The 19,222-nt window shown below is 64.5% G+C and carries 16 protein-coding genes; 3 read left to right on the forward strand and 13 right to left on the reverse strand.

Annotation, left to right across the window (positions count from 1 at the left end):
* Positions 1-120: 120 nt before the first annotated feature.
* Both RIdsm_RS17105 and RIdsm_RS17110 read left to right on the forward strand, forming a co-directional pair.
* Positions 121-330, forward strand: coding sequence for a DUF1127 domain-containing protein (locus tag RIdsm_RS17105; protein ID WP_057816831.1), 210 nt, complete (start codon positions 121-123; stop codon positions 328-330).
* Positions 331-444: 114 nt separating this feature from the next.
* Positions 445-1,167: a Bax inhibitor-1/YccA family protein gene (locus tag RIdsm_RS17110; protein ID WP_057816832.1), complete on the forward strand. Its 723-nt coding sequence runs from the start codon at positions 445-447 to the stop codon at positions 1,165-1,167.
* Positions 1,168-1,518: 351 nt separating this feature from the next.
* Here the strand turns inward: RIdsm_RS17110 and rpmG are convergent, their stop codons facing one another.
* From rpmG to RIdsm_RS17150, 8 genes are all read right to left on the reverse strand, one after another.
* Positions 1,519-1,686, reverse strand: a complete 168-nt coding sequence (rpmG, locus tag RIdsm_RS17115; RefSeq protein ID WP_057816833.1) for a 50S ribosomal protein L33 — start codon at positions 1,684-1,686, stop codon at positions 1,519-1,521.
* Positions 1,687-1,804: 118 nt separating this feature from the next.
* A complete protein-coding gene (locus RIdsm_RS17120) occupies positions 1,805-2,413 on the reverse strand; it encodes a cell wall hydrolase (protein WP_057816834.1) in 609 nt (202 codons plus the stop codon).
* Between the two features lie 171 nt (positions 2,414-2,584).
* Positions 2,585-5,125, reverse strand: a complete 2,541-nt coding sequence (locus tag RIdsm_RS17125) for a putative PEP-binding protein (protein ID WP_057816835.1) — start codon at positions 5,123-5,125, stop codon at positions 2,585-2,587.
* A 157-nt stretch (positions 5,126-5,282) separates the two neighbouring features.
* Positions 5,283-7,538: a glycine--tRNA ligase subunit beta gene (gene glyS / locus RIdsm_RS17130; RefSeq protein ID WP_057816836.1), complete on the reverse strand. Its 2,256-nt coding sequence runs from the start codon at positions 7,536-7,538 to the stop codon at positions 5,283-5,285.
* 90 nt (positions 7,539-7,628) lie between these two features.
* Positions 7,629-8,459 carry a DUF1206 domain-containing protein gene (locus tag RIdsm_RS17135; RefSeq protein ID WP_057816837.1) on the reverse strand — a complete coding sequence of 277 codons (831 nt, stop codon included), beginning with the start codon at positions 8,457-8,459 and terminating at the stop codon, positions 7,629-7,631.
* 57 nt (positions 8,460-8,516) lie between these two features.
* A complete protein-coding gene (locus tag RIdsm_RS17140; protein WP_236553241.1) occupies positions 8,517-9,044 on the reverse strand; it encodes a DUF6446 family protein in 528 nt (175 codons plus the stop codon).
* A 44-nt stretch (positions 9,045-9,088) separates the two neighbouring features.
* Positions 9,089-9,622, reverse strand: a complete 534-nt coding sequence (locus tag RIdsm_RS17145) for a hypothetical protein (protein ID WP_057816839.1) — start codon at positions 9,620-9,622, stop codon at positions 9,089-9,091.
* The gene (locus tag RIdsm_RS17150; protein WP_057816840.1) at positions 9,610-10,545 is read right to left on the reverse strand and encodes a glycine--tRNA ligase subunit alpha; all 936 of its coding nucleotides are present in this window, start codon (positions 10,543-10,545) and stop codon (positions 9,610-9,612) included. Before RIdsm_RS17150 ends, RIdsm_RS17145 begins: the two co-directional genes overlap by 13 nt.
* Positions 10,546-10,817: 272 nt before the next feature.
* Between RIdsm_RS17150 and RIdsm_RS17155 the strand changes: the two genes are divergently transcribed.
* Positions 10,818-12,590 carry a serine protease gene (locus tag RIdsm_RS17155; protein WP_244955834.1) on the forward strand — a complete coding sequence of 591 codons (1,773 nt, stop codon included), beginning with the start codon at positions 10,818-10,820 and terminating at the stop codon, positions 12,588-12,590.
* 98 nt (positions 12,591-12,688) lie between these two features.
* Here the strand turns inward: RIdsm_RS17155 and RIdsm_RS17160 are convergent, their stop codons facing one another.
* The 5 genes from RIdsm_RS17160 to RIdsm_RS17180 all read right to left on the reverse strand — a co-directional run bounded on the left by RIdsm_RS17160 (position 12,689) and on the right by RIdsm_RS17180 (position 19,010).
* Positions 12,689-13,858 carry a mandelate racemase/muconate lactonizing enzyme family protein gene (locus RIdsm_RS17160; RefSeq protein ID WP_057816842.1) on the reverse strand — a complete coding sequence of 390 codons (1,170 nt, stop codon included), beginning with the start codon at positions 13,856-13,858 and terminating at the stop codon, positions 12,689-12,691.
* A gap of 93 nt (positions 13,859-13,951) precedes the next feature.
* Positions 13,952-15,706 (reverse strand): ABC transporter permease subunit, encoded by a 1,755-nt coding sequence (locus RIdsm_RS17165; protein ID WP_082647410.1) that lies wholly within the window; start codon positions 15,704-15,706, stop codon positions 13,952-13,954.
* Positions 15,707-15,750: 44 nt separating this feature from the next.
* Positions 15,751-16,782, reverse strand: a complete 1,032-nt coding sequence (locus tag RIdsm_RS17170; protein ID WP_057816844.1) for a polyamine ABC transporter substrate-binding protein — start codon at positions 16,780-16,782, stop codon at positions 15,751-15,753.
* Positions 16,783-16,812: 30 nt separating this feature from the next.
* The gene (locus RIdsm_RS17175; RefSeq protein ID WP_057816845.1) at positions 16,813-17,895 is read right to left on the reverse strand and encodes an ABC transporter ATP-binding protein; all 1,083 of its coding nucleotides are present in this window, start codon (positions 17,893-17,895) and stop codon (positions 16,813-16,815) included.
* Entirely contained in the window at positions 17,895-19,010 is a 1,116-nt protein-coding gene (locus RIdsm_RS17180; protein WP_057816846.1) for a M24 family metallopeptidase, read from the reverse strand. The genes RIdsm_RS17175 and RIdsm_RS17180 overlap by 1 nt, the downstream gene beginning before the upstream one ends.
* Positions 19,011-19,222: the final 212 nt, after the last annotated feature.

The raw sequence follows: 19,222 nt of genomic DNA on the forward strand, positions 1-19,222 counted from the left end.
ACGCTCCTTGATGCTGAAGGTCACAAACATTCGTTTCACAAATACTACCCCATTCTCCACATTCATCAACATCGAATATGGAAACACCGGATAGCATCACGAACCGAAAAGGATTACACCATGGCCTTCCTCTCCGTCACCCGCTCCCGCGCCTGCCCGCATACCCGCCGCCGGGCCTCGCTCCTCGACCTTCTGGCGCTCGGTCGCCAGCGGCGCAAGCTCGCCCGCCTCGACGACGCCGCGCTGCGCGACATGGGACTCACCCGGAAAGAGGCCCGCGACGAGGCGAAACGGCCGGTCTGGGACGTCCCCCATCACTGGATTCGATAAGCTGCGTTTTCCGGGTCTTTCGGGCCCGGAAAAACTTGAAATGATGGCTCACCTTACCGATATTAGGTCAAAGTCCGTGGACGGGACTGGTCTTGACACTTATCGGAGGCTTGAATGGCTGAGTTTGATACGATCCGGACGGCAAGCGGCACACGCACCGCCGGCAAGGTTGACGAGGGCCTGCGCGCCCATATGAACAAGGTCTACGGCACGATGTCCGTGGGCATGCTCATCACCTTCCTCGCGGCATGGGCCGTCGGCACCAACGCCGCGATGATGGAGACGCTGTTTACCGGGTTCACCCGCTACATCGTCATGTTCGCGCCGCTGATCATGGTTTTCGCCTTCGGCGCCGTGATCAACCGCCTCTCGGCCGCCGCCGCGCAGCTGTTCTTCTACGCCTTCTCGGCGGTGATGGGCGTGTCGATCGCCTATATCTTCGTGGTCTTCACGGCCTACTCGATCGCACAGGTCTTCCTGATCACCTCGATCGCCTTCGCCGGTCTGTCGCTCTGGGGCTACACCACCAAGAAAGACATCTCCGGCTGGGGCAGCTTCCTGATCATGGGCCTGATCGGCCTGATCGTGGCCTCGATCGTGAACATCTTCCTTGGCTCGCCGGCCATCATGTTCGCCATCTCGATCATCGGCGTGCTGATCTTCGCCGGCCTGACCGCCTATGACACGCAGGACATCAAGAACGAGTATCTCGCCCACGCCCACCACGGCGACAGCGAGTGGCTCGGCAAGTCGGCCATCATGGGCGCGCTGCGGCTGTACCTGGACTTCATCAACATGTTCATGATGCTGCTCAGCCTCTTCGGCAGCCGCGAATAACCCGATCCCTCCAAGATCGCATCAAGCGGGGCCGGTCCTTGGACCGGCCCTTTTCTTTTGCCCGTAGGGTGGGTGAAACCCACCACTCCCCGGAAACCATCCCCGCCCCTCCGCAGCGGCAGCGGCCCCGGGTCAGGCCCGGAGCGGGAAACGAGAAAAAACGCCCCGCATGGTGAGCACCGCCTCCCCCGCCCCCGAACCTGATCCGGGTCCTCCCCCCACTCTCCACCTCCCCGGCACAGCAGCCCCCAGCGCACGCCCCGTAGGCCGGGCTTCAGCCCGGCACCGCCCCCAAACGCAAAAACCGCGCCCAAGGGCGCGGCTTTCGTCATACCGTCAAAGGGCAAGACCTTACTTGATCTTGCCTTCCTTGTACTCGACGTGCTTCCGTGCGACCGGGTCGTACTTCCGGATCGACATCTTCTCGGTCATCGTCCGTGCGTTCTTCTTGGTCACATAGAAATGGCCGGTGCCCGCGGTCGAGTTCAGGCGGATCTTGATAGTGGTCGGCTTTGCCATTTGTCTCGCTCCTGCACAGGACGGGCAGCCCGTCCGTGAAAATCCCGTGAAGCCCGCCTTTTATAGCCCCGCGCGCCCGAGTCAACCGGTTTTTGGCGCAGGGCCGGCGCGGCGGCGCTCAGTTCGATGTCAGGCGCGTGGGCATCCGGTAGAAATGGTGCACCCCGATCGTGGCGGTGCGCGGAAACCGGTGCGCCCAGCGCGGGTTGACGGCGCGCGTGTGGTAATGCGTCGCCCCTTGCGTCAGCGCCCGCGGCGCGCCCTTGACCATCACGTAGGCCACCTTGCCGACGTTTTCAAAGGCCCGCTTCTCGTTGATCACTTCCTTGTACCCGTCACAGGTATAGGTGAACTGGCACTGGTACTTGCGCCCGGTCCCCTGGTGCACGACGGCACAGATCTCATCGGGGAAATCGACGCTGTCGACCCGGTTCAGGATCACCTCGGCCACGGCGAACTGCCCCTTAACGCTTTCGCCGCGCGCCTCGAAATACAGCGCCTCGGCCAGGCAGCGCCACTCGGCATCGCCCTTGCGCGGCGCCTGCCCCGCCAGCCACTTGGCGGAATATTCCACCTTCAGCTCCGGCCGTGTCAGGAAACTGGCCAGGCGCGCATCCGGCATCGTGCCGATCGCGCGGCGTTCGGTTTCAAGCAGTTTCGTCAACGGCGTGTCAGCAGAGGCGGCACCCGCCACCATCAGCAGCAGAACGACAGCAATTCTGAACATAAGCTATTATCCTTCCCCCAAAATGGGTTCCAAAAACCCGGGCATCCGGGCCCGATATGCGAGATGGAACCGTGCGTCTACCCCCCGGAACGCCGGAAGAGTCTAACATACAACTATTGAAAAAAAGTAGCCCCGATATCTTGCCAAAAATTACCGAATGTGGACCGCCACTTAACTGATTCTATCCCTGACCGCCAACTGTGCGGCGGCAAGTCGCGCAACCGGCACCCGGAAGGGCGAGCACGAGACATAATCGAATCCCGCCGCGCGGCAAAAGGCGATTGATTCGGGGTTGCCCCCGTGTTCCCCACAAATCGACAGAACGAGGTTCGGTTTCGCCTTTCTGCCTCTTTCCGCGCCGATTTCCAGCAACTCGCCCACCCCGTCGGCATCCAGCGTATGAAACGGGTCCTCGGCATAGACCCCCTGCTGCACGTATTTCGACATGAACCGCCCCGCATCGTCGCGGCTGAGCCCGTATGTCATCTGCGTCAGGTCGTTCGTCCCGAAGCTCAGGAACGATACCAGCGGCGCGATCTCTCCGGCGCGCAGCGCGGCGCGCGGCGTCTCCACCATCACGCCAAGCCGATAGGTGAACTCCTTGCCGGTCTCGTTGCGCACGGCCGTCGCCACCGCGTCGACCCGCGCCTTCACCAGCTCCACCTCGCGCCGGGCACTCACCAGCGGGATCATGATTTCCGGCACCACCGGCTCGCCCTCGTGGCTGGCGGCCACCGTCGCCTCGAAGATCGCCCGCGCCTGCATCTCGTAGATCTCCGGCACCGTGATCCCCAGCCGCACGCCCCGCATGCCCAGCATAGGGTTGTACTCGCCCAACGCCTCCACCCGCCGTGTCACGTCCGACAGCGGCAGGTCCAGCGCCTCGGCCAGCTCCAGCATGCCCGAGCGGTCGGTCGGCAGGAACTCGTGCAGCGGCGGGTCGAACAGCCGGATGCACACCGGCTGCCCCTGCATGATCCGGAAAAGATCGATGAAATCGGCCCGCTGCATCGGCAACAACAGCTCCAGCGCCGCGGCCCGATCCTCGCCGGAATCGGCAAAGATCATCTCGCGCATCACCGTCAGCCGGTCCGCCTCGAAGAACATGTGCTCCGTCCGGCACAACCCGATCCCCTGCGCCTTGAAGGTGCGCGCCACCTCGGCATCGGCCGGCGTGTCGGCATTGGCGCGCACGGCGATATCCCGCGCCGCATCGGCCCATTCCATCAGCGTCGCCAGCGACTCGTCCCTTGCCGGCTCCAGCAGCGGCGTGTCGCCCGCCAGGATTTCTCCACTGGTCCCGTCCAGCGTCATCATGTCCCCGGCCTTCAGCCGCCGCCCGTCGGGGAACACCAGGAACTTCCGCCGCATGTGGAACTCGATCGCCGAGGCCCCCACGACGCAAGGTTTCCCCATCCCCCGCCCGATCACGGCGGCGTGGCTGGTCATCCCGCCCCGCTCGGTCAGCACACCAACAGAGGCATGCATGCCCCGGATATCTTCCGAACTCGTCTCCCGCCGCACCAGGATGCACGGCTCCCCGCGCGACTCGCTGGCCTGGGCCTCGGTGGCGCTGAACACGATCCGCCCGCTGGCCGCGCCGGGGCTCGCGGCGATCCCCCGCGCCAGCACGTCGCGCGGCGCCTCGGGGTCGACCTGCCGGTGCAGCAACTCGTTCAGCGCCCGCGGCTCGACCCGCATCAGGGCCTCCTCGCGCGGGATGATCTTGTCCTCGGCCAGCGACACGGCAATCGCCACGGCGGCCCGCGCATTGCGCGCCACGCGCACTCCGTCCAGCAGGAACAGCTTGCCATTCTCGATGGTGAACTCGGCCTGCATCTCCTCGCGCAGCTTCACCCGCATCAGCGCGGTATGCGCCTTCAGCTCGGCAAAGGCCTCCGGCGCCAGCTCCTCCAGCGACGGCCCGCGCGGGTCGCGTTCGAGAAACAGCGCATCCGCCCCGCCCGACAGCGCCTCGCGCCCCTGGCTCTGGCTCAGGTAGCGGCCGGTGATCTGCCGCGCGCCCGTCTGGCTGTTCACCAGCTGCATCACGCCCGAGCCGCACTCGCCTTCGCCCAGCCCCAGCGCCATTTCCTGCACCACGAGGCCCAGCCCCGCATCCGCCGGCGCACCCTTGGCCTGCCGCAAAAGCCGGGCACTCGTGCCCTCCCAGGCCCGCGCCATCGAGCGAAGCACCTCGCCCAGCTGCACGCCGGGGTCCTGCGGGAACTCCTCTTCGGTCTCGTCCTCGTAGGCCGCCAGCGCCTGTTTCAGCCCGATCACCGGGTCATCCGACACGTCCTCGAAGGCCTCCGGATCAAGCCGCGCCACGTGGATCGCGAAACTCTGCACGAAACGCAGGTAAAGCCCCGCCGCCGCCTGCTGTCCGATCGTCTCGGACATCTCGACATAGCGGGCATCGTTCATCCCGATATTTAGCACCGCCCCCGGCCCGCCCCAGTCGGGGTCTTCCGACGACGGGCGCACACACAGGATCGCATAAGGGTCGAACGGGGCCAGCAATTGTTCGGCCGCCGGCATCTCCCCCTGCGCGATCCGCCGCACGGTCTGGAACGACAGCGCCAGCGTGCAGGGCACCGGAAGCGCCAGCCTGACAAGCCGCTGCAAGCACTTGGCCCTGCCCCCGTGGGTGCTGGTGGCCACCGGCGCGTCCGGTGTGATCAGGGTGATATGCTGGTCATATTGCTGCACTGCGGCACCATTGCGCTTCACGCGCTCAAAAGCAAGAGCCGTGTAACATTTGGGCGACAGGCCGGAATAACAGGCAGATGCACAAGCTCCATAGCCTGAAGGGGTAAAGCCGCGCTTAAGCGCCGCACCCGCCCGCCGGCGGGCGCCGCCCGGCGCCCTACCCCTCGATCCGCGTCAGGTCCGCCGCCTGCAGGCAGATCACCCGGATCCGGTTCAACAGGTTCAGCCGGTTCCGCCGCACGATCTCCTTGTCGGTGTTAATCTGCACCGCCTCGAAGAACGCGTCGATCGGCGCCCGCAGGCCGGCCATCGCCGCCATCGCCGCGCCGAAATCCTCGTCCGCCGTGGCCTTGGCAATCGCCCGCTCCGCCCGGTCCAGCGCCGCGAACAAGGCCTTCTCCTCCGGCGCCTCGGCAAATTTCACATCCGCTCCAAAGGAATACTCGACCCCGTCCTTCTCCTCGGCCTGGCGCAGGATGTTGTTGGCCCGCTTGAACCCCTGCACGAGGTTCTCGCCCTCTTCCGTCGCCAGAACCTCCTGCAACGCCCGTGCCCGCGCCACGATCAGCGCCAGGTCATCGCCGCCATCCAGTTCCAGGCACGCATCGATCACGTCATGCCGGATCCCCTGATCGCGCAGGTACACTTTCAGCCGGTCATGGAAGAACGCCAAAAGATCGGTGCTCAGGTCCGGCACCGCATCTCCCACCGTGCGCAGCAGGCTCCCGTCGCCCGTCTCCGGCGCGCCGTCGCGATCCTTCAGCCGGTCCAGCACCGCCTGGAACGCCGCGCCGAACACCCCGTGATCGGCCACTTCCTCCAGAACCTCTTCCAGCGTGTCGATCTCGCCCTCACTGGCCTTCGTCGTATTCAGCCCGATCTTGTGGCGCAAGAGCTGCCCATCGATGAACCGGTCCAGCTTGATCCGATACCCGTTGTCCAACACGATCCGGATCACCCCCAACGCCGCCCGGCGCAGGGCAAACGGGTCTTTCGACCCGGTAGGCTTCTGGTCGATCGCCCAGAACCCGGTCAGCGTATCCAGCTTGTCCGCCAGCGCCACGCTCACCGAAACGAGACGCGTCGGCACCTCGTCAGAGGGGCCGAGCGGCGAGTAATGCGCCTCGCACGCCGCCGCCACATCCTCCGGCAGCCCGGCGGCCTCGGCGTAATACCGCCCCATCAGCCCCTGCAATTCCGGGAATTCGTACACCATCTCCGACGACAGATCCGCCTTCGCGACCCGTGCCGCCTCGTCCGCCAGCGCCACATCGGCGCCCACCACCGGCGCAATCTCCTTCGCCAGCGCCCGGATCCGCGCGATCCTTGCCGCCTGCGTCCCAAGCTGCCGCTCGAAGGTCACATGCTCCAGCTGCTCGATCCACGCGCCCATGCCGTCCTTGGCCACGCGCAGATCGTTCTCCCAGAAGAACTTCGCATCCGACAACCTTGCCGCCAGAACCTTCTGGTTCCCGGCCAGGATCGTCGCCCCATGATCTTCCGTCTCGACATTCGCCACGGTGATGAACCGCTCGATCCGGCCCGACTTGGGGTTCTTCACCGAAAAGAACTTCTGATGCTCCTTCATCGAGGTCTGCAGCACCTCCGGCGGCAGCCCGAGGAACTCCTCCCCGATCTCCCCCATCAGCGCGACCGGCCATTCCACCAGCCCGGCCACCTCGGCCAGCAACCCCTTGTCCTCGACCACCTCGAAGCCCCCGGCAAAGGCCAGGTTCGTCGCCTCCTGCCAGATATGATTGGCCCGCTCCTCGGGGTCCAGCAGCACCTTGTCCCGCTTGAGCTTCGCGGCGTAATCCTCGAACCCCGTCACGGCAAACCGCCCCTGCCCCATGAAACGGTGGCCCTGCGTGGTGTTCCCGGCCCTGATCCCGTCGATCTCCAGATCAACGACGCTCGCCTCGCCAGCCTCATCCGTCATCACGCACAGGATCGAATGCAGCGGCCTGACCCAGCGCAGCGTTCCCGCGCCCCAGCGCATCGCCTTGGGCCAGGGGAAATTCCGGATCACGCCTTCCAGAACCTCCGCCACGATCGCCTCGGCCGGGCGCCCCGGCTTGGTGATCTTGGCAAAGTAAACCTGCCCCTTCTTCTCGTCGCGGATCTCGAGCTCGTCCTTCGACACGCCCGCCCCGCGCAAAAACCCCTCCAGCGCCTTCTCCGGCGCGTCCACGCGCGGCCCTTTCCGCTCTTCCACCACGGTCGGGCTCTCCGCCGGCAGGCCCTCGAGCGCCAGCGCCAGCCGCCGCGGCGTCGAGAACGCCGCCGCGCCCGCATAGGTCAGCCCCGCCTCGACCAGGCCGTCGGTCATCTTCGCCTTCAGGTCGTCGGCGGCCCGGCGCTGCATCCGCGCCGGGATTTCCTCGGAAAAAAGTTCGATCAGAAGATCAGGCATACGGCTCAACCCGGGGCATTGTGGAAAGTCCCGGGTTGGATAACGGCGCCTCGCGGTGACGTCCAGCCGGATTTCGGCCGAAGCCCCCGATCAGGTCCGCGGATCGGCCCGCTTTGCCAGCGTCTTCACATCCGGACCGGCCCGTGCCGGCACGATGCGATAGACCGCCTCGATGAAACAGAAGAGCGCGAAGGCGATCAGCCCCCCCGTCAGCAGGATCAGCAGGATCCGCCCGAACGCCATCCCCCGGATCGTGTCGAACGCCTTGCCCAGACCCCCGGCCTGCTCGGGCGAGGCCGTCACGGCGGCAAAGATCAGGAACCCCCCGATCAGCGCCACGCCGACGCCATGCGCCACCAGCCCCACCTTCGCCGCCGGGTCGAGCCGCTCCATCAACGCGGTCCGGCGCAGGTGCGCCTTGTACTTCTCGGAATACGCCTTGTAGAAATAATAGATCCCGGCGCCCACCACGGCCGCGCCCGCCAGCCCCATGATCCACGGGCCGTATTCCATCGCCAGAAGCTTCGCGGTCCAGCTTTTCGAACCGCCGCTTCCCGTGCCGATGCCAAGGGCCATGGCAAAGACCCACAGGCCGAGCCCCCCATGGATCACCCCGGTCACCACCTGACCGGTCCTCGCCACCACGCCTTTCAGCCCGGTGCCATAGGTCTCGAGATCCATGAACGCATCGATCACCCGCCACACCATGAAACACAGCAGGCCCGCGCCGATCCCCCACAGGGCGATCACCCCCCAGGTCTGCGATTTCAGCTGTTCCAGCGCGCCCGTGGTGCCCTCGGCTTCGCCGCCGAATACGGCCGCCATCAGGGCAAGGCCGCCCACCACGAGATAAACCGCGCCACGCGCCCCGTACCCGGTCCGCATGACGGGTACGACCCAATAAGGCGCCCTCTCGGCCATGGTGATGTTCTCCCGTTATACAGGGAGACAAGCACCGGGAGGCCCGTAAGGTTCCGTTCAGTACCGATCCGGCGGTGTCGGGCAATCCTCGGGCGCGGGCTGGCCGTCGAAAACCTTCTCGCCGCAATGGTTGATCTGGTGCCAGACCCAGCCGCGCCCGTCCTCGGCCACCGCCACGATCCGGTCGATCCCGTATTCGAGGTTTTCCTCGCCCATGAAGGCCAGCGCCGTGCCCTCTTCCAGCGCGGCGCCCACCTCGCCCGCGTCGAAACACTCGAACCACCCCGGCGCCTCCAGCGGCACGGCACCGTCGTAAGGCGCGTAGGTCTCGGTCAGCGTCGCAAGGCTGGTGGGCGTGGTGAAACAGGCCCGGTACCGGATCGGAGAGCTGTCCGCATCGATCCCCTCGAACCCGTCATAGACAATCGCCTCCGGCTCGCCCGAGGTGATCGACGTCATCCGCACGTCCCCCTCGCCGGTCGGCACGACCTCCTCGTAATAGGCATAGACCTGCAGGTAATAAAGCGCCACGCCCGCCACGACCGCACAGACCACGATCATCAGGCTCAGGATTTTTCCGGTCACGTCATGCGTCTTTCTCTGTTGTGCTCTCGCGAAGCTGTGCCCCGTCACTCCGCCCAGGCGAGCGGCTCGATTTCCGCTTCCCCACGAAATAGCGAAACGGAGTTGAAGCTCCGGTCCGACAACCGTCCCAAGGCATCGGTACCAACCTTCAGGCTGCCCGCGTCACGGGTTTTCGGCCCATTCAACCAACCGAAAAACCGCAACACGCCACCATGCGTGCGGACGTCGCCTATGATCCCCTCGAACCACTGCAGGAACGTGACGGGATAGGTCACCGTCAACTCCAGGCTTTTCCCGTCGCCGGCAAGGTCGGTCATCGTCGGGCCGAACGCTTCCGCGTCCCGCGTGAAGTCCTGCCTGAAGCAGACATCCAGAAACGCCGTTCCGGTTGCGAGCTGCGGACACGAAGGGTGCTCACCGGCCTCCTCGCGATCATGGCCTGAGGTGTCGAGGATGAATGGCCCAACGCATTTTAATTGGCATACCGCCATCAGACCGCGCACCTTCAACCGTTCCGATACCCCCATACTCCGAACGAACCTCTCCGGTTCGAACTCCGCCCGGATCAGGCGCTGCATTCCACGCCTCCGGCCTCGGTCTGCACGAAGGCATCCGCGCATTGCTTGGCCAGCGCCCGGACCCGGCCGATATAGGCCTGCCGCTCGGTCACGGAAATCACGCCCCGCGCATCCAGCAGGTTGAAAATATGGCTCGCCTTGATGCACTGGTCATAGGCGGGGTGCGCCATGATGATCCGCTTGCCGGTCTTGGGGTCCTCCACCGGATGCGTCAGGATCGCCTCGCATTCCGCCTCGGCCTCCTCGAACTGCTTCAGCAGAACCTCGGTGTTGGCCACGTCGAAATTCCAGCGACTGTATTCCTCTTCCGTCTGCCGGAACACGTCGCCGTACTTCAGCGGAATCGGCGCGTCGGGGTCGTTGAACGGCATCTCCATCACGTGGTCGATCCCCAGCACGTACATCGCCAGCCGCTCCAGCCCATAGGTCAGCTCGCCCGACACCGGCGTGCAGTCATGCCCGCCCACCTGCTGAAAGTAGGTGAACTGGCTCACCTCCATCCCGTCGCACCAGACCTCCCAGCCAAGGCCCCAGGCGCCCAGCGTCGGGCTCTCCCAGTCATCCTCGACGAAACGGATATCGTGCAGGTCCATGTCGATCCCGATCGCCTCCAGCGAGCCGAGATACAGCTCCTGAAGGTCCGGCGGGCTGGGTTTGATCAGCACCTGGTACTGGTAATAATGCTGCAGCCGGTTCGGGTTCTCGCCATAGCGCCCGTCGGTCGGCCGCCGCGAGGGTTGGACATAGGCCGCGGCCCACGGCTTCGAGCCCAGCGAGCGCAGCGTCGTCGCCGGGTGGAACGTCCCCGCGCCCACCTCCATGTCATAGGGCTGCATGATCGCACAGCCCTTGCCGCTCCAGTAGGCCTGAAGCCGCAGGATGATCTCCTGGAAACTGCGGGGTTTTGCTGGTTTGTCCGCCATTCTCGCCTCTTGCCCGGGCCACCTGATGCTGCCGCCCTACCTACGGCCACGCCCACGCAGGGTCAATTGCACCGCTACGCATATTTTGGATGCACGCCCGGCTCAGTTTGCTAAAAAGGCTCATACGACAATCTTCAGGGTTCAATGGCCAGGGTAACTCAATGACGCGCACCGTACTTTCGTTTCTTCTAGTCCTTTTTTTCTCGGCATTTACCGCATCCGCCCAACAGCAAAGTTCCTGGATCCAGCTTGAATCCCACCCCAACCTCGCGGTGACCCAGCAGGCCATCCGTGCCTACGGCGCCCAGATCGAAGACGTGAACGGCTTTGCCCTCGGCGCCGGCTGGTACGCCGTGGCCCTCGGGCCCTATTCCGCGGAGGAGGCCGAAAGCGTCATGATCTCCCTGCGCGAAAACGGGCTCATCCCCCGCGACAGCTATGTCGCCGAAAGCGCCAATTACCAACAGCAGTTCTGGCCCGTCGGCGCCAACTTCCTCGACCAGCCGGCCACCGAAACGGCGCAGGACAGCACCGATGACAGCATCGAGGTGACCGAGCTCGCCCAGGCATTGGCCGACACTGCCGCCGCGGCCGGCGACGACACGGCAACCGGCACAGGCGCCGACACGGGCGCCGACACCGAAACCCAGATGGCCCAGGCAGATACCGGAACCCAGGCCGACACCAGCCAGCCCCAGGTCGTCGCCGAACCCGAAATCCCCGAGGAAACCCAGTACGAGGCCCGCCAGAGCGAGGCCCGTCTCACCGCCGAGGAACGCCGCCAGCTCCAGGTCGCCCTGCAATGGTCCGGCCATTACGAGGGCGCCATCGACGCCGCCATCGGCCCGGGTACCCGCGGCGCCATGGCCGACTGGCAGCGCTCCAACGGGCACGAGCCCACCGGCGTCATGACCACCCGCCAGCGCGCCGAACTGCTGGGCCAGTACAATTCCGTTCTCGACGGGCTCGACATCCGCACCGTCCGCGACACCGAGGCCGGCGTCCAGATGCGCATGCCCCTCGGCGTCGTCGGCTTCGACCGCTACGAGCCGCCCTTCGCCCATTACGAGGCCACCGGCGACATCTCCGAGGCCCGTGTCCTGCTGATCAGCCAGCCGGGCGACCGCAACACCCTGCTCGGCCTCTACGATATCATGCAGACCCTGCGCATCGTCCCCGAGAACGGCCCGCGCGAGATCAGCGGCAACAGCTTCTCGCTCACCGGCCGCAACGCCTCGATCGTCTCGCAAACCCAGGCCTCGCTCGAAAACGGCCAGGTCAAGGGCTTCACCCTGATCTGGCCCGCCGGCGACGAAGACCGCCGCACGCGCCTCTTCGAGGAAATGCAGGCCAGCTTCCAGCGCCTGGGCGGCGTGCTCGACCCGGGCGCCGGCGCCGACGAGGTGCAGAATGTCGACCTCGTCTCGGGCCTCGAAATCCGCCGGCCCAAGCTGTCGCGCTCGGGCTTCTACGTCGACCAGTCGGGCACCGTCGTCACCACGCTCGAAGCGGTGCAGGGCTGCGAGCGCGTGACGCTCGACGAGGATTACAACGCCCGCGTCATCGGCATCGACGAGGGGCTCGGCATCGCCGTGCTGAAACCCGTCGACGCCCTGGCGCCCATCGCCGTCGCCGCCTTCCAGGACGTCCCCCCGCGCCTGCAATCCGACATCGCGGTCGCGGGCTATTCCTACGGCGGCGTGCTCGGCTCGCCCACCCTCACCTTCGGCCAGCTCGAAGACGCGCAGGGCCTCAACGGGGAACAGCACCTCAAGCGCCTCGCCCTCGCCTCGCTCGAAGGCGACGCCGGCGGGCCGGTGGTCGACAGCTACGGCGCGGTCGTGGGCATGCTCCTCCCGGCCAGCCAGTCGGGCCGCCAGCTGCCCGACGGCGTCAGCTTCGCCGCCGACGCGGCCTCCGTCCGGCAGGTTCTGGCCGATCTCGGCATCTCCGCCTCCTCCACCAGCGGCGGCACCACCATCCCGCCCGAGACCCTGTCGAAACAGGCCTCCGGCATGACCGTCCTGGTCAGCTGCTGGGACTGAGGCACACCCCCTGAAACGCGAAAGGCCCGGGCACCACCGCCCGGGCCTTTTTCATTTTGAGCTGTCCTCATTTCCGACGGCGGCGACGCCTTCCTCCGCTATCCGAAATCCTTCGAGTAATCGAAACTGAGATACTTACCGACAGCATCCAGATCGACCTCCGCCCCCAGTCCCGGTGCCTCGGGCACGTCCAGCATACCGTTTTTGACTGTTTTCTCGGGTGGGTTGTGAAGGACCTGAACGTAGCTGTTGTTGTCCGGGAAATATGGATACGTCTCCAAGGGCATCGACATTGCGGAAGCCGTCGCCACCTGAATGGAGGCGGCACTCAGCAGCGAGCTGGCGCAATTATGCGCCGAGACCCGTGCATTGTAGGCTTCTGCCATTGCCGCAATCTGCACGAACTCGAAAACGCCGCCGCAGTTTCCGACATCCGGCATCACGATATCGACCCCGCCGGTATCCAGGAGGTTGCGAAACCCGTGACGCGTGTAGACGCGTTCGCCCGCGGCAACAGGTATTGGCCACCTGCCGGCCTGAACCTGCATGTTCTTCAGATCGAAGGGGTCGAAAGGCTCTTCCACCCAGATAAGATCGAGCTCTGCGCAGACGTCCATGAAACGAATGAGCTGATCGTTGTTGAGACCGCCAGACAGATCCAGCATGAGCCCGATGTCCGGTCCGACGACCTTGCGCAACGTCCTGACCCGGTCGACGGCACGTTGAAAGGCCTCGTCGCTGAGGTGCCGCCGCTGCACATGGCGTAGACTGACACCGTTGACTTCATGTGCAAGAGGGTAACACTTCAGAAGCCGGTAGCCGTCCTTGAGCGGGCGCTCCGCCGATTTCGCCCACTCGGTCACGTCATTGTGGGCGGCGCTCCAGCCGTTTGCATAGACCTCGATCGCACCGCTGAACTTCGCCCCGAAAAGCTCGTAGACGGGAACACCCAACGCCTTGGCCTTGATGTCCCAAAGCGCCTGGTCGATGGCGGATAGGGCGGCAAACACGACGGCGCCGCCGCCCTTGGTCCAGAAGGAGTTGTCGTAGATCTCATGCCAGACAAGCCTCGGGTAGGCGGCATCGGCCCCGATCACGCTTGGCGAAAGATCGGCCAGCATGCCGGCAGCCGCCTTTGCGCCAAGCCCATAGGCAACGGCCGCTTCGCCATACCCGACGATACCGTCCTTGGTGGTCAGTTCGACGATGACAGGGTGCATCCCTCCACCACGGATGTCGAACACCCGCATGTTTTCGATGATATGCATGTTAAGGTTTCCTTCTCAGGTTCACGAAGTCGCGGGGGTCCCGCCCACCAACGCGATGGGCCCGGGTTTTCAGGCTGAACGGGGTGGACAGACTCAGACGGCGTCAGGATCGCTCTGGAAGGCCATCGAGGAACGCTTGCTCCGTCCGAGGATGACCAGGATCCCGACCAGGATCACCAAGCATGTCGCGGTCAATAGCATGGCCGAGACAGCCGCCGATTCCGGGCTGGTATTGAAACGAATGCCTTCCCACAGCATCCGCGGCAGTGTCTTGACCGACAGGTTGCTCAGGAAGATCGAGGCGATGGACTCGTCGAAGGAATGCAGCATCGCCAGCAGCGCGCCCACCGACAGCCCGGGCAGCAGCAGGGGAAAGATGACCGTCCGGAACACCCGGAACGGATTTGCGCCCAGGCTGGCAGCGGCGCGGGCCAGCCCCGGGTCGATGGAACTGAAGGTTGCGGATGCCACAAGGTAAACCAGGGGAAAGCCCAGTACCGTGTGTGCCAGGATGATGCCAAGCTCGGTATCGATGAGGCCAACCCGGGAAAAGCTGAGATAGGCCCCAAGTGCAAACACGACCGCCGGCACCGTCATCGGGGACAGCATCAACGCTTCTGCCGTATTCCGGTAGCGGAAGTCGCGCCCGAGCCCGAGCACCGTCAAGGTGGCCAGGATCAGGGTAACAACACAGGTGGCGACCCCGATCCGCAGACTTGTCAGGGCTGCATCGACCCATTGGGGGCTGCTCAGGATTTCCTCGAACCAGCGCAGGGAATATCCCGGAGGCGGAAAGATCAGCACCTCGGCCGAGCTGAACGCGACCGGAAACAGCACGAGGAGCGGCAGCAACAGAAAGGCGGAAACAAGCGTGATGTATACCGGCCCCACATATCCCATGACCACGCGCCAGGGTGCGGCCAGGTTGAAACGGGGCGCCGCACGTTTCACCGGATCACGCAGCAGCGACCGGTCGACTGTCCCGGTGGCCAGGTCGGTCCTGGCGGGCTTTGGCTCGCCCGGATTCTGCCAGCGGGAAAATACTCCAAGGACCATCGACAGGCCGATGACGACCAGGGTGGCGATCGCCGCCAGGGTTATGCCCAGAGCCGCGGCAAGCGCCCAGTTGGCACCGGTTTCGATTTCCGACTGAATGACCTGCGCCAGCATCTGCTGACGTTGATTGCCCAGGAACGCCGGCGCGATGAAGCTGGCCATCGTGAAGAGAAATACGATGATCACGCCGGATTGTATGCCCCGAATGGCCAGCGGCACCACCATCCCGAACCAGGCACGTGCGGGGTTTGCGCCCAGCGTGTGAGCGGCCAGCAGAACACGCCCGTCAATGCGCCGCAACACGCTGAACAGCGCGAAAACCATCATCGGGATCGCGGAATGAACAAGCGCCAGTACCACCGCCAGTTCGCTGAAAAGAAGGGGCAGCGGCTCCGAGATCAAACCGAGGCTGAGAAGCGTCGCGTTCACAAGGCCGCGCTGCCCCAGGATGGCAAGCCAGGCAAAGGTCCGGACAAGAACGCTGGTCAGGAACGGCACCAGCACGACAAGCCCGAGAAGAAGGGCCCTCACCCCCTTCGCACGGCTCAGCACCCAGGCGAGCGGGAAGGACACGATCAGCGTAATGACGGTAGCCTCGACGCTGATCCTCACGGTGGTCCGGATGATCTTGGTATACACCGGGCTCGTGAAGATGCGGAGAAACCGCTTGGTGGCCTCTCCGGAAAAAGCCTCGGGAACGATGTAGAGCAGGGGAAGGGCGAAGGCGACCAGCAGCAAGACCGTCACCGGGGCGAGCAGGAAGATCCTGCGCCAATCAAACATTTCTCGCATACGTGTCACCTTCGTCTTCTCCCGTTGCCTGCTCTCACTCGGTGTTACTGAAGGACGTATTCGTCCCAGCGTTCCTTCACCGTCTCGAGATTCGCGTTCCACCACTTGGAATCGAGAACCACGCCAAGCTCGGCATTGTCCGGATAGCTCGGCAGCGTTTCCGCCAGCGCGGGATCAAGCAGGTCGAGCGCGTCGATGTTGGTCGGCCCATAAGGGATCTGACGTGTCAGTTCCGCCTGCTGTTCCGGCTGCACGGCGAAGTTGATGAACTTCATTGCCTCCTCGGCGTGCGGCGCCCCCTTCACGACCGACCAGTACTCGACCGCCACGACCGATCCGTTCCAGCCATATGCCCAGTTGGCACCGGCCTCGATCGCGTTGTTGAGGCGGCCGTTCGGGCCAAGCGCGGCATCGACCTCGCCCTGCTGAACGAACGCCTGGATGTCGGAGGAGGATTTGAACCCGACCAATTGATCCTTGATGCGGTCGATGACGGCAAGTCCGCGCTCGACATCGAGCGGATACAGATCCTCCGCCGCGACACCGTCAGCCATCAGTGCGAATTCGAGGTTGTAATACGGCAGCCCCAACATGACGCGACGCGCCTTGACCTCGGGGTCGAAGAACTGCTCCGGCGTCAGCCCGTCGGGGAACGCGTCCTTGTCCCAGGCAAGGTTCTGGGAGAACTTGATGTAGCCGACACCATACTCCTTTCGCAGATCCTCGGGGATGCCCTCGGCCTCCACGACGGAATAGTCGATCGGCTCGAGCAGGCCTTCCTTGACTTCGCTTTCATAGGCCGCGCCATCGGCCGAGATGACATCCCAGATAACGTTGCCGCTTTCGACCATGGCTTTCACCTTGGCGTATCCCGTTCCGGTGGTACCGGTCACTGTGACACCTGATGCTTCCGCATAGGGCTCGAAGAACGCGGCACTCTGGGCGTCCTGGAACGAGCCGCCGTAAGAGGCGATGACAACCTCTGCCGCGTTGACGGCCGTTGCAGACCCGGCGATCAGCGCCGAGGAGGCCAGCATCGCGGCGGCCAGGTGATTTCCGAACTTTATTGCCTTCATTGTTTATCTCCTTGTTGGTTGGTTTCAGTTTCAGGATTCCGTCGGCAGAACGGCGACGGAGTCGGGGCTCCATGTCGCGAGGACATTCGTGTCGGGCGTCAGGCTGCCGGCCAACTGGTGACCGCGTGGAATGCCGGCCATGAGCGTCTGGCCGTCCGAAAGCTCGAGCATCACGCGCCAACCGGCCCCCAAATAGGTGACCTCGCGGATCTTGGCGGGAATGCCGAACTCCCCCTCCTGCACGGGCTTGGAAGCCGGGCTGACGACGACATTTTCCGGCCTTACGACAATATCGAAGGGCTGCGACGAAGGCGCCGGCAGCTCTTGGCAGGCACCGGCGATCTCATAGCCCTTGCCGCCTTCAGTGGTTGACACGCGCAGGATGGAACACTCGCCGATGAACCGTGCGACAAAGTGATTGGACGGCTCCGCGTAAATCGTTTCGGGGTCGGCGACCTGCAGCAGTTCGCCCCCCGACATGATTCCGATCCGGTCCGCCATTGCCATGGCTTCGGACTGGTCGTGAGTGACATAGATGACCGTGACGCCCAGTTCATGCTGGATACGCTTGAGCTCAACCTGCATCTGGTCACGAAGCCGACGATCCAGGGCGCCAAGCGGTTCGTCCATCAACAGCACATCAGGCCCGAACACCAGCGCCCGTGCCAGCGCAACGCGCTGCTGCTGGCCGCCCGAAAGCTGCGAGGGATAAGACGCACCACGGTCGGCAAGCGTCACGATCCCAAGGGCGGCATTGACGCGCTTCTCCCGCTCGGCACGTGGCACGCCGCGCATCTTCAAAGGGTAGGCCACGTTTTCCGCCGCCGTCATGTGCGGGAACAACGCATAGTTCTGGAAAACGACTCCGATCCGGCGCCGATGCGGCGGCACATCCGAAATCGGCGTACCCGACATCAGGACTTGCCCCTCACTGGCCTGATCGAACCCTGCAAGCAGCATCAGAAGCGTCGTCTTTCCCGAACCGCTGGGGCCGAGGAGTGCAAAGAACTCGCCGGGGGCGATATCAAGATTTGCATCCCGGACGGCCGTGACGCTCCCATAGCGCCGGGTGACGCCCTGGAACGAAACGGCAGGCGTTACTCGATCACTCATCAAGCGCTCCTTCCGAGCTGTCGGATCTGCAACTCGCGCGGTGTGCTCGTCAGGATGTCCACGCCGTCCTCGGTCACGCAGACCGTTTCGCTGATCTGAATCCCTGCGGCCGAAAGATACATGTGGAACACCATGCCCTGTTCCAGCTCCCATTCTGATCCGGGCGTGAACAAATGCGCGAAGTCCGCCAGTTTCGGCCCCGTGATGATCCCGATCCCGTAACCGGTGTTATGCGGGAACGCCTCGCGAAGCCCGGCGGCGGCAAGCCCCTCTCGCCCGATCCGGTCGATCTCCTTCGCCGGAACGCCGGGTCGCATCGCAGCGAACTGGCGATCCTGGATCTCGACCAGCTGGCCGACGCTCGACTGCAGGTACTCGGGCGCGGCTCCCAGCACGGCGGGCCGCATCAGACGTGAGGAATAGCCGTTCGATTGCGGCAGCAGCTCGATATGCACCGGCTGCCCCGCCTCGAGGCGCCCGTCGCCGACACTAGAATGATAGTGCTGCGTCGACGCCCCCATGCCCAGCAGCACGATGCGAGGCGCGTTGTTGTCAGCCCCGGCGGCCAGCGACGCCGCATAGCCCGCGGCGACAAGCTCCCCCTCGCTGACACCCTCCCTCATGGCGTCCAGTATCGCTCCAACCCCCACGTCCGCGATCGCGGCGGCGCGGCGATGCTCCTCGATCTCGGCGGGAGACTTGCGAACGCGCATCTCGACAATGATGCCTGAAATATCGACGAACCGCACCTCCGGAAGCGCGGCAGCCAGGCGACGCTGATCCCGGACGGTGAGGTAATTCGAGTCGAACTCTTGCGCGATGGCGGCGCCCGCAAGCCCCAGCCTGCGAATCTCCGAGACGACCAGATCCAGCGGATCCTCCCAGTCGACATAGCTGACGTGATCCGTCACCCAGGACGCAGACTCGAAGACCGCCTCATCCAGCTTGCGCACGACACCGTGCACACCGCCGTCAGCCGTGACGATGCAGCACTGATACATGACGGCACTGGCCGAGTAGCCGAACAGATAGCGCATATGTTCGGCGGCATCGATAATCGCGGCGTCAAGCTGGCGGGCCCGAAGAACTTCGGCAAGCGCAGCAACCCTTTGCATCTGGTCGGCTCGATGCCCTGCCGCCCGACGAACTCCACTGTCGGACCGCGAGTTACTCTGACTTGAAGACTGAGGGCCGCCTGCCCCGGGCTGGCAATCATCACCGGATCGGATGCGGGCTTTCGGGCCGGAAGATTTATCGAGCAAGTCTTCACCTCACAAGTTGTGCAATCGTTTGTATCATGTGTGCAATCGTTTGGATTGTCAATTGT

The sequence above is a fragment of the Roseovarius indicus genome, from assembly GCF_008728195.1.
GTDB lineage: Bacteria > Pseudomonadota > Alphaproteobacteria > Rhodobacterales > Rhodobacteraceae > Roseovarius > Roseovarius indicus.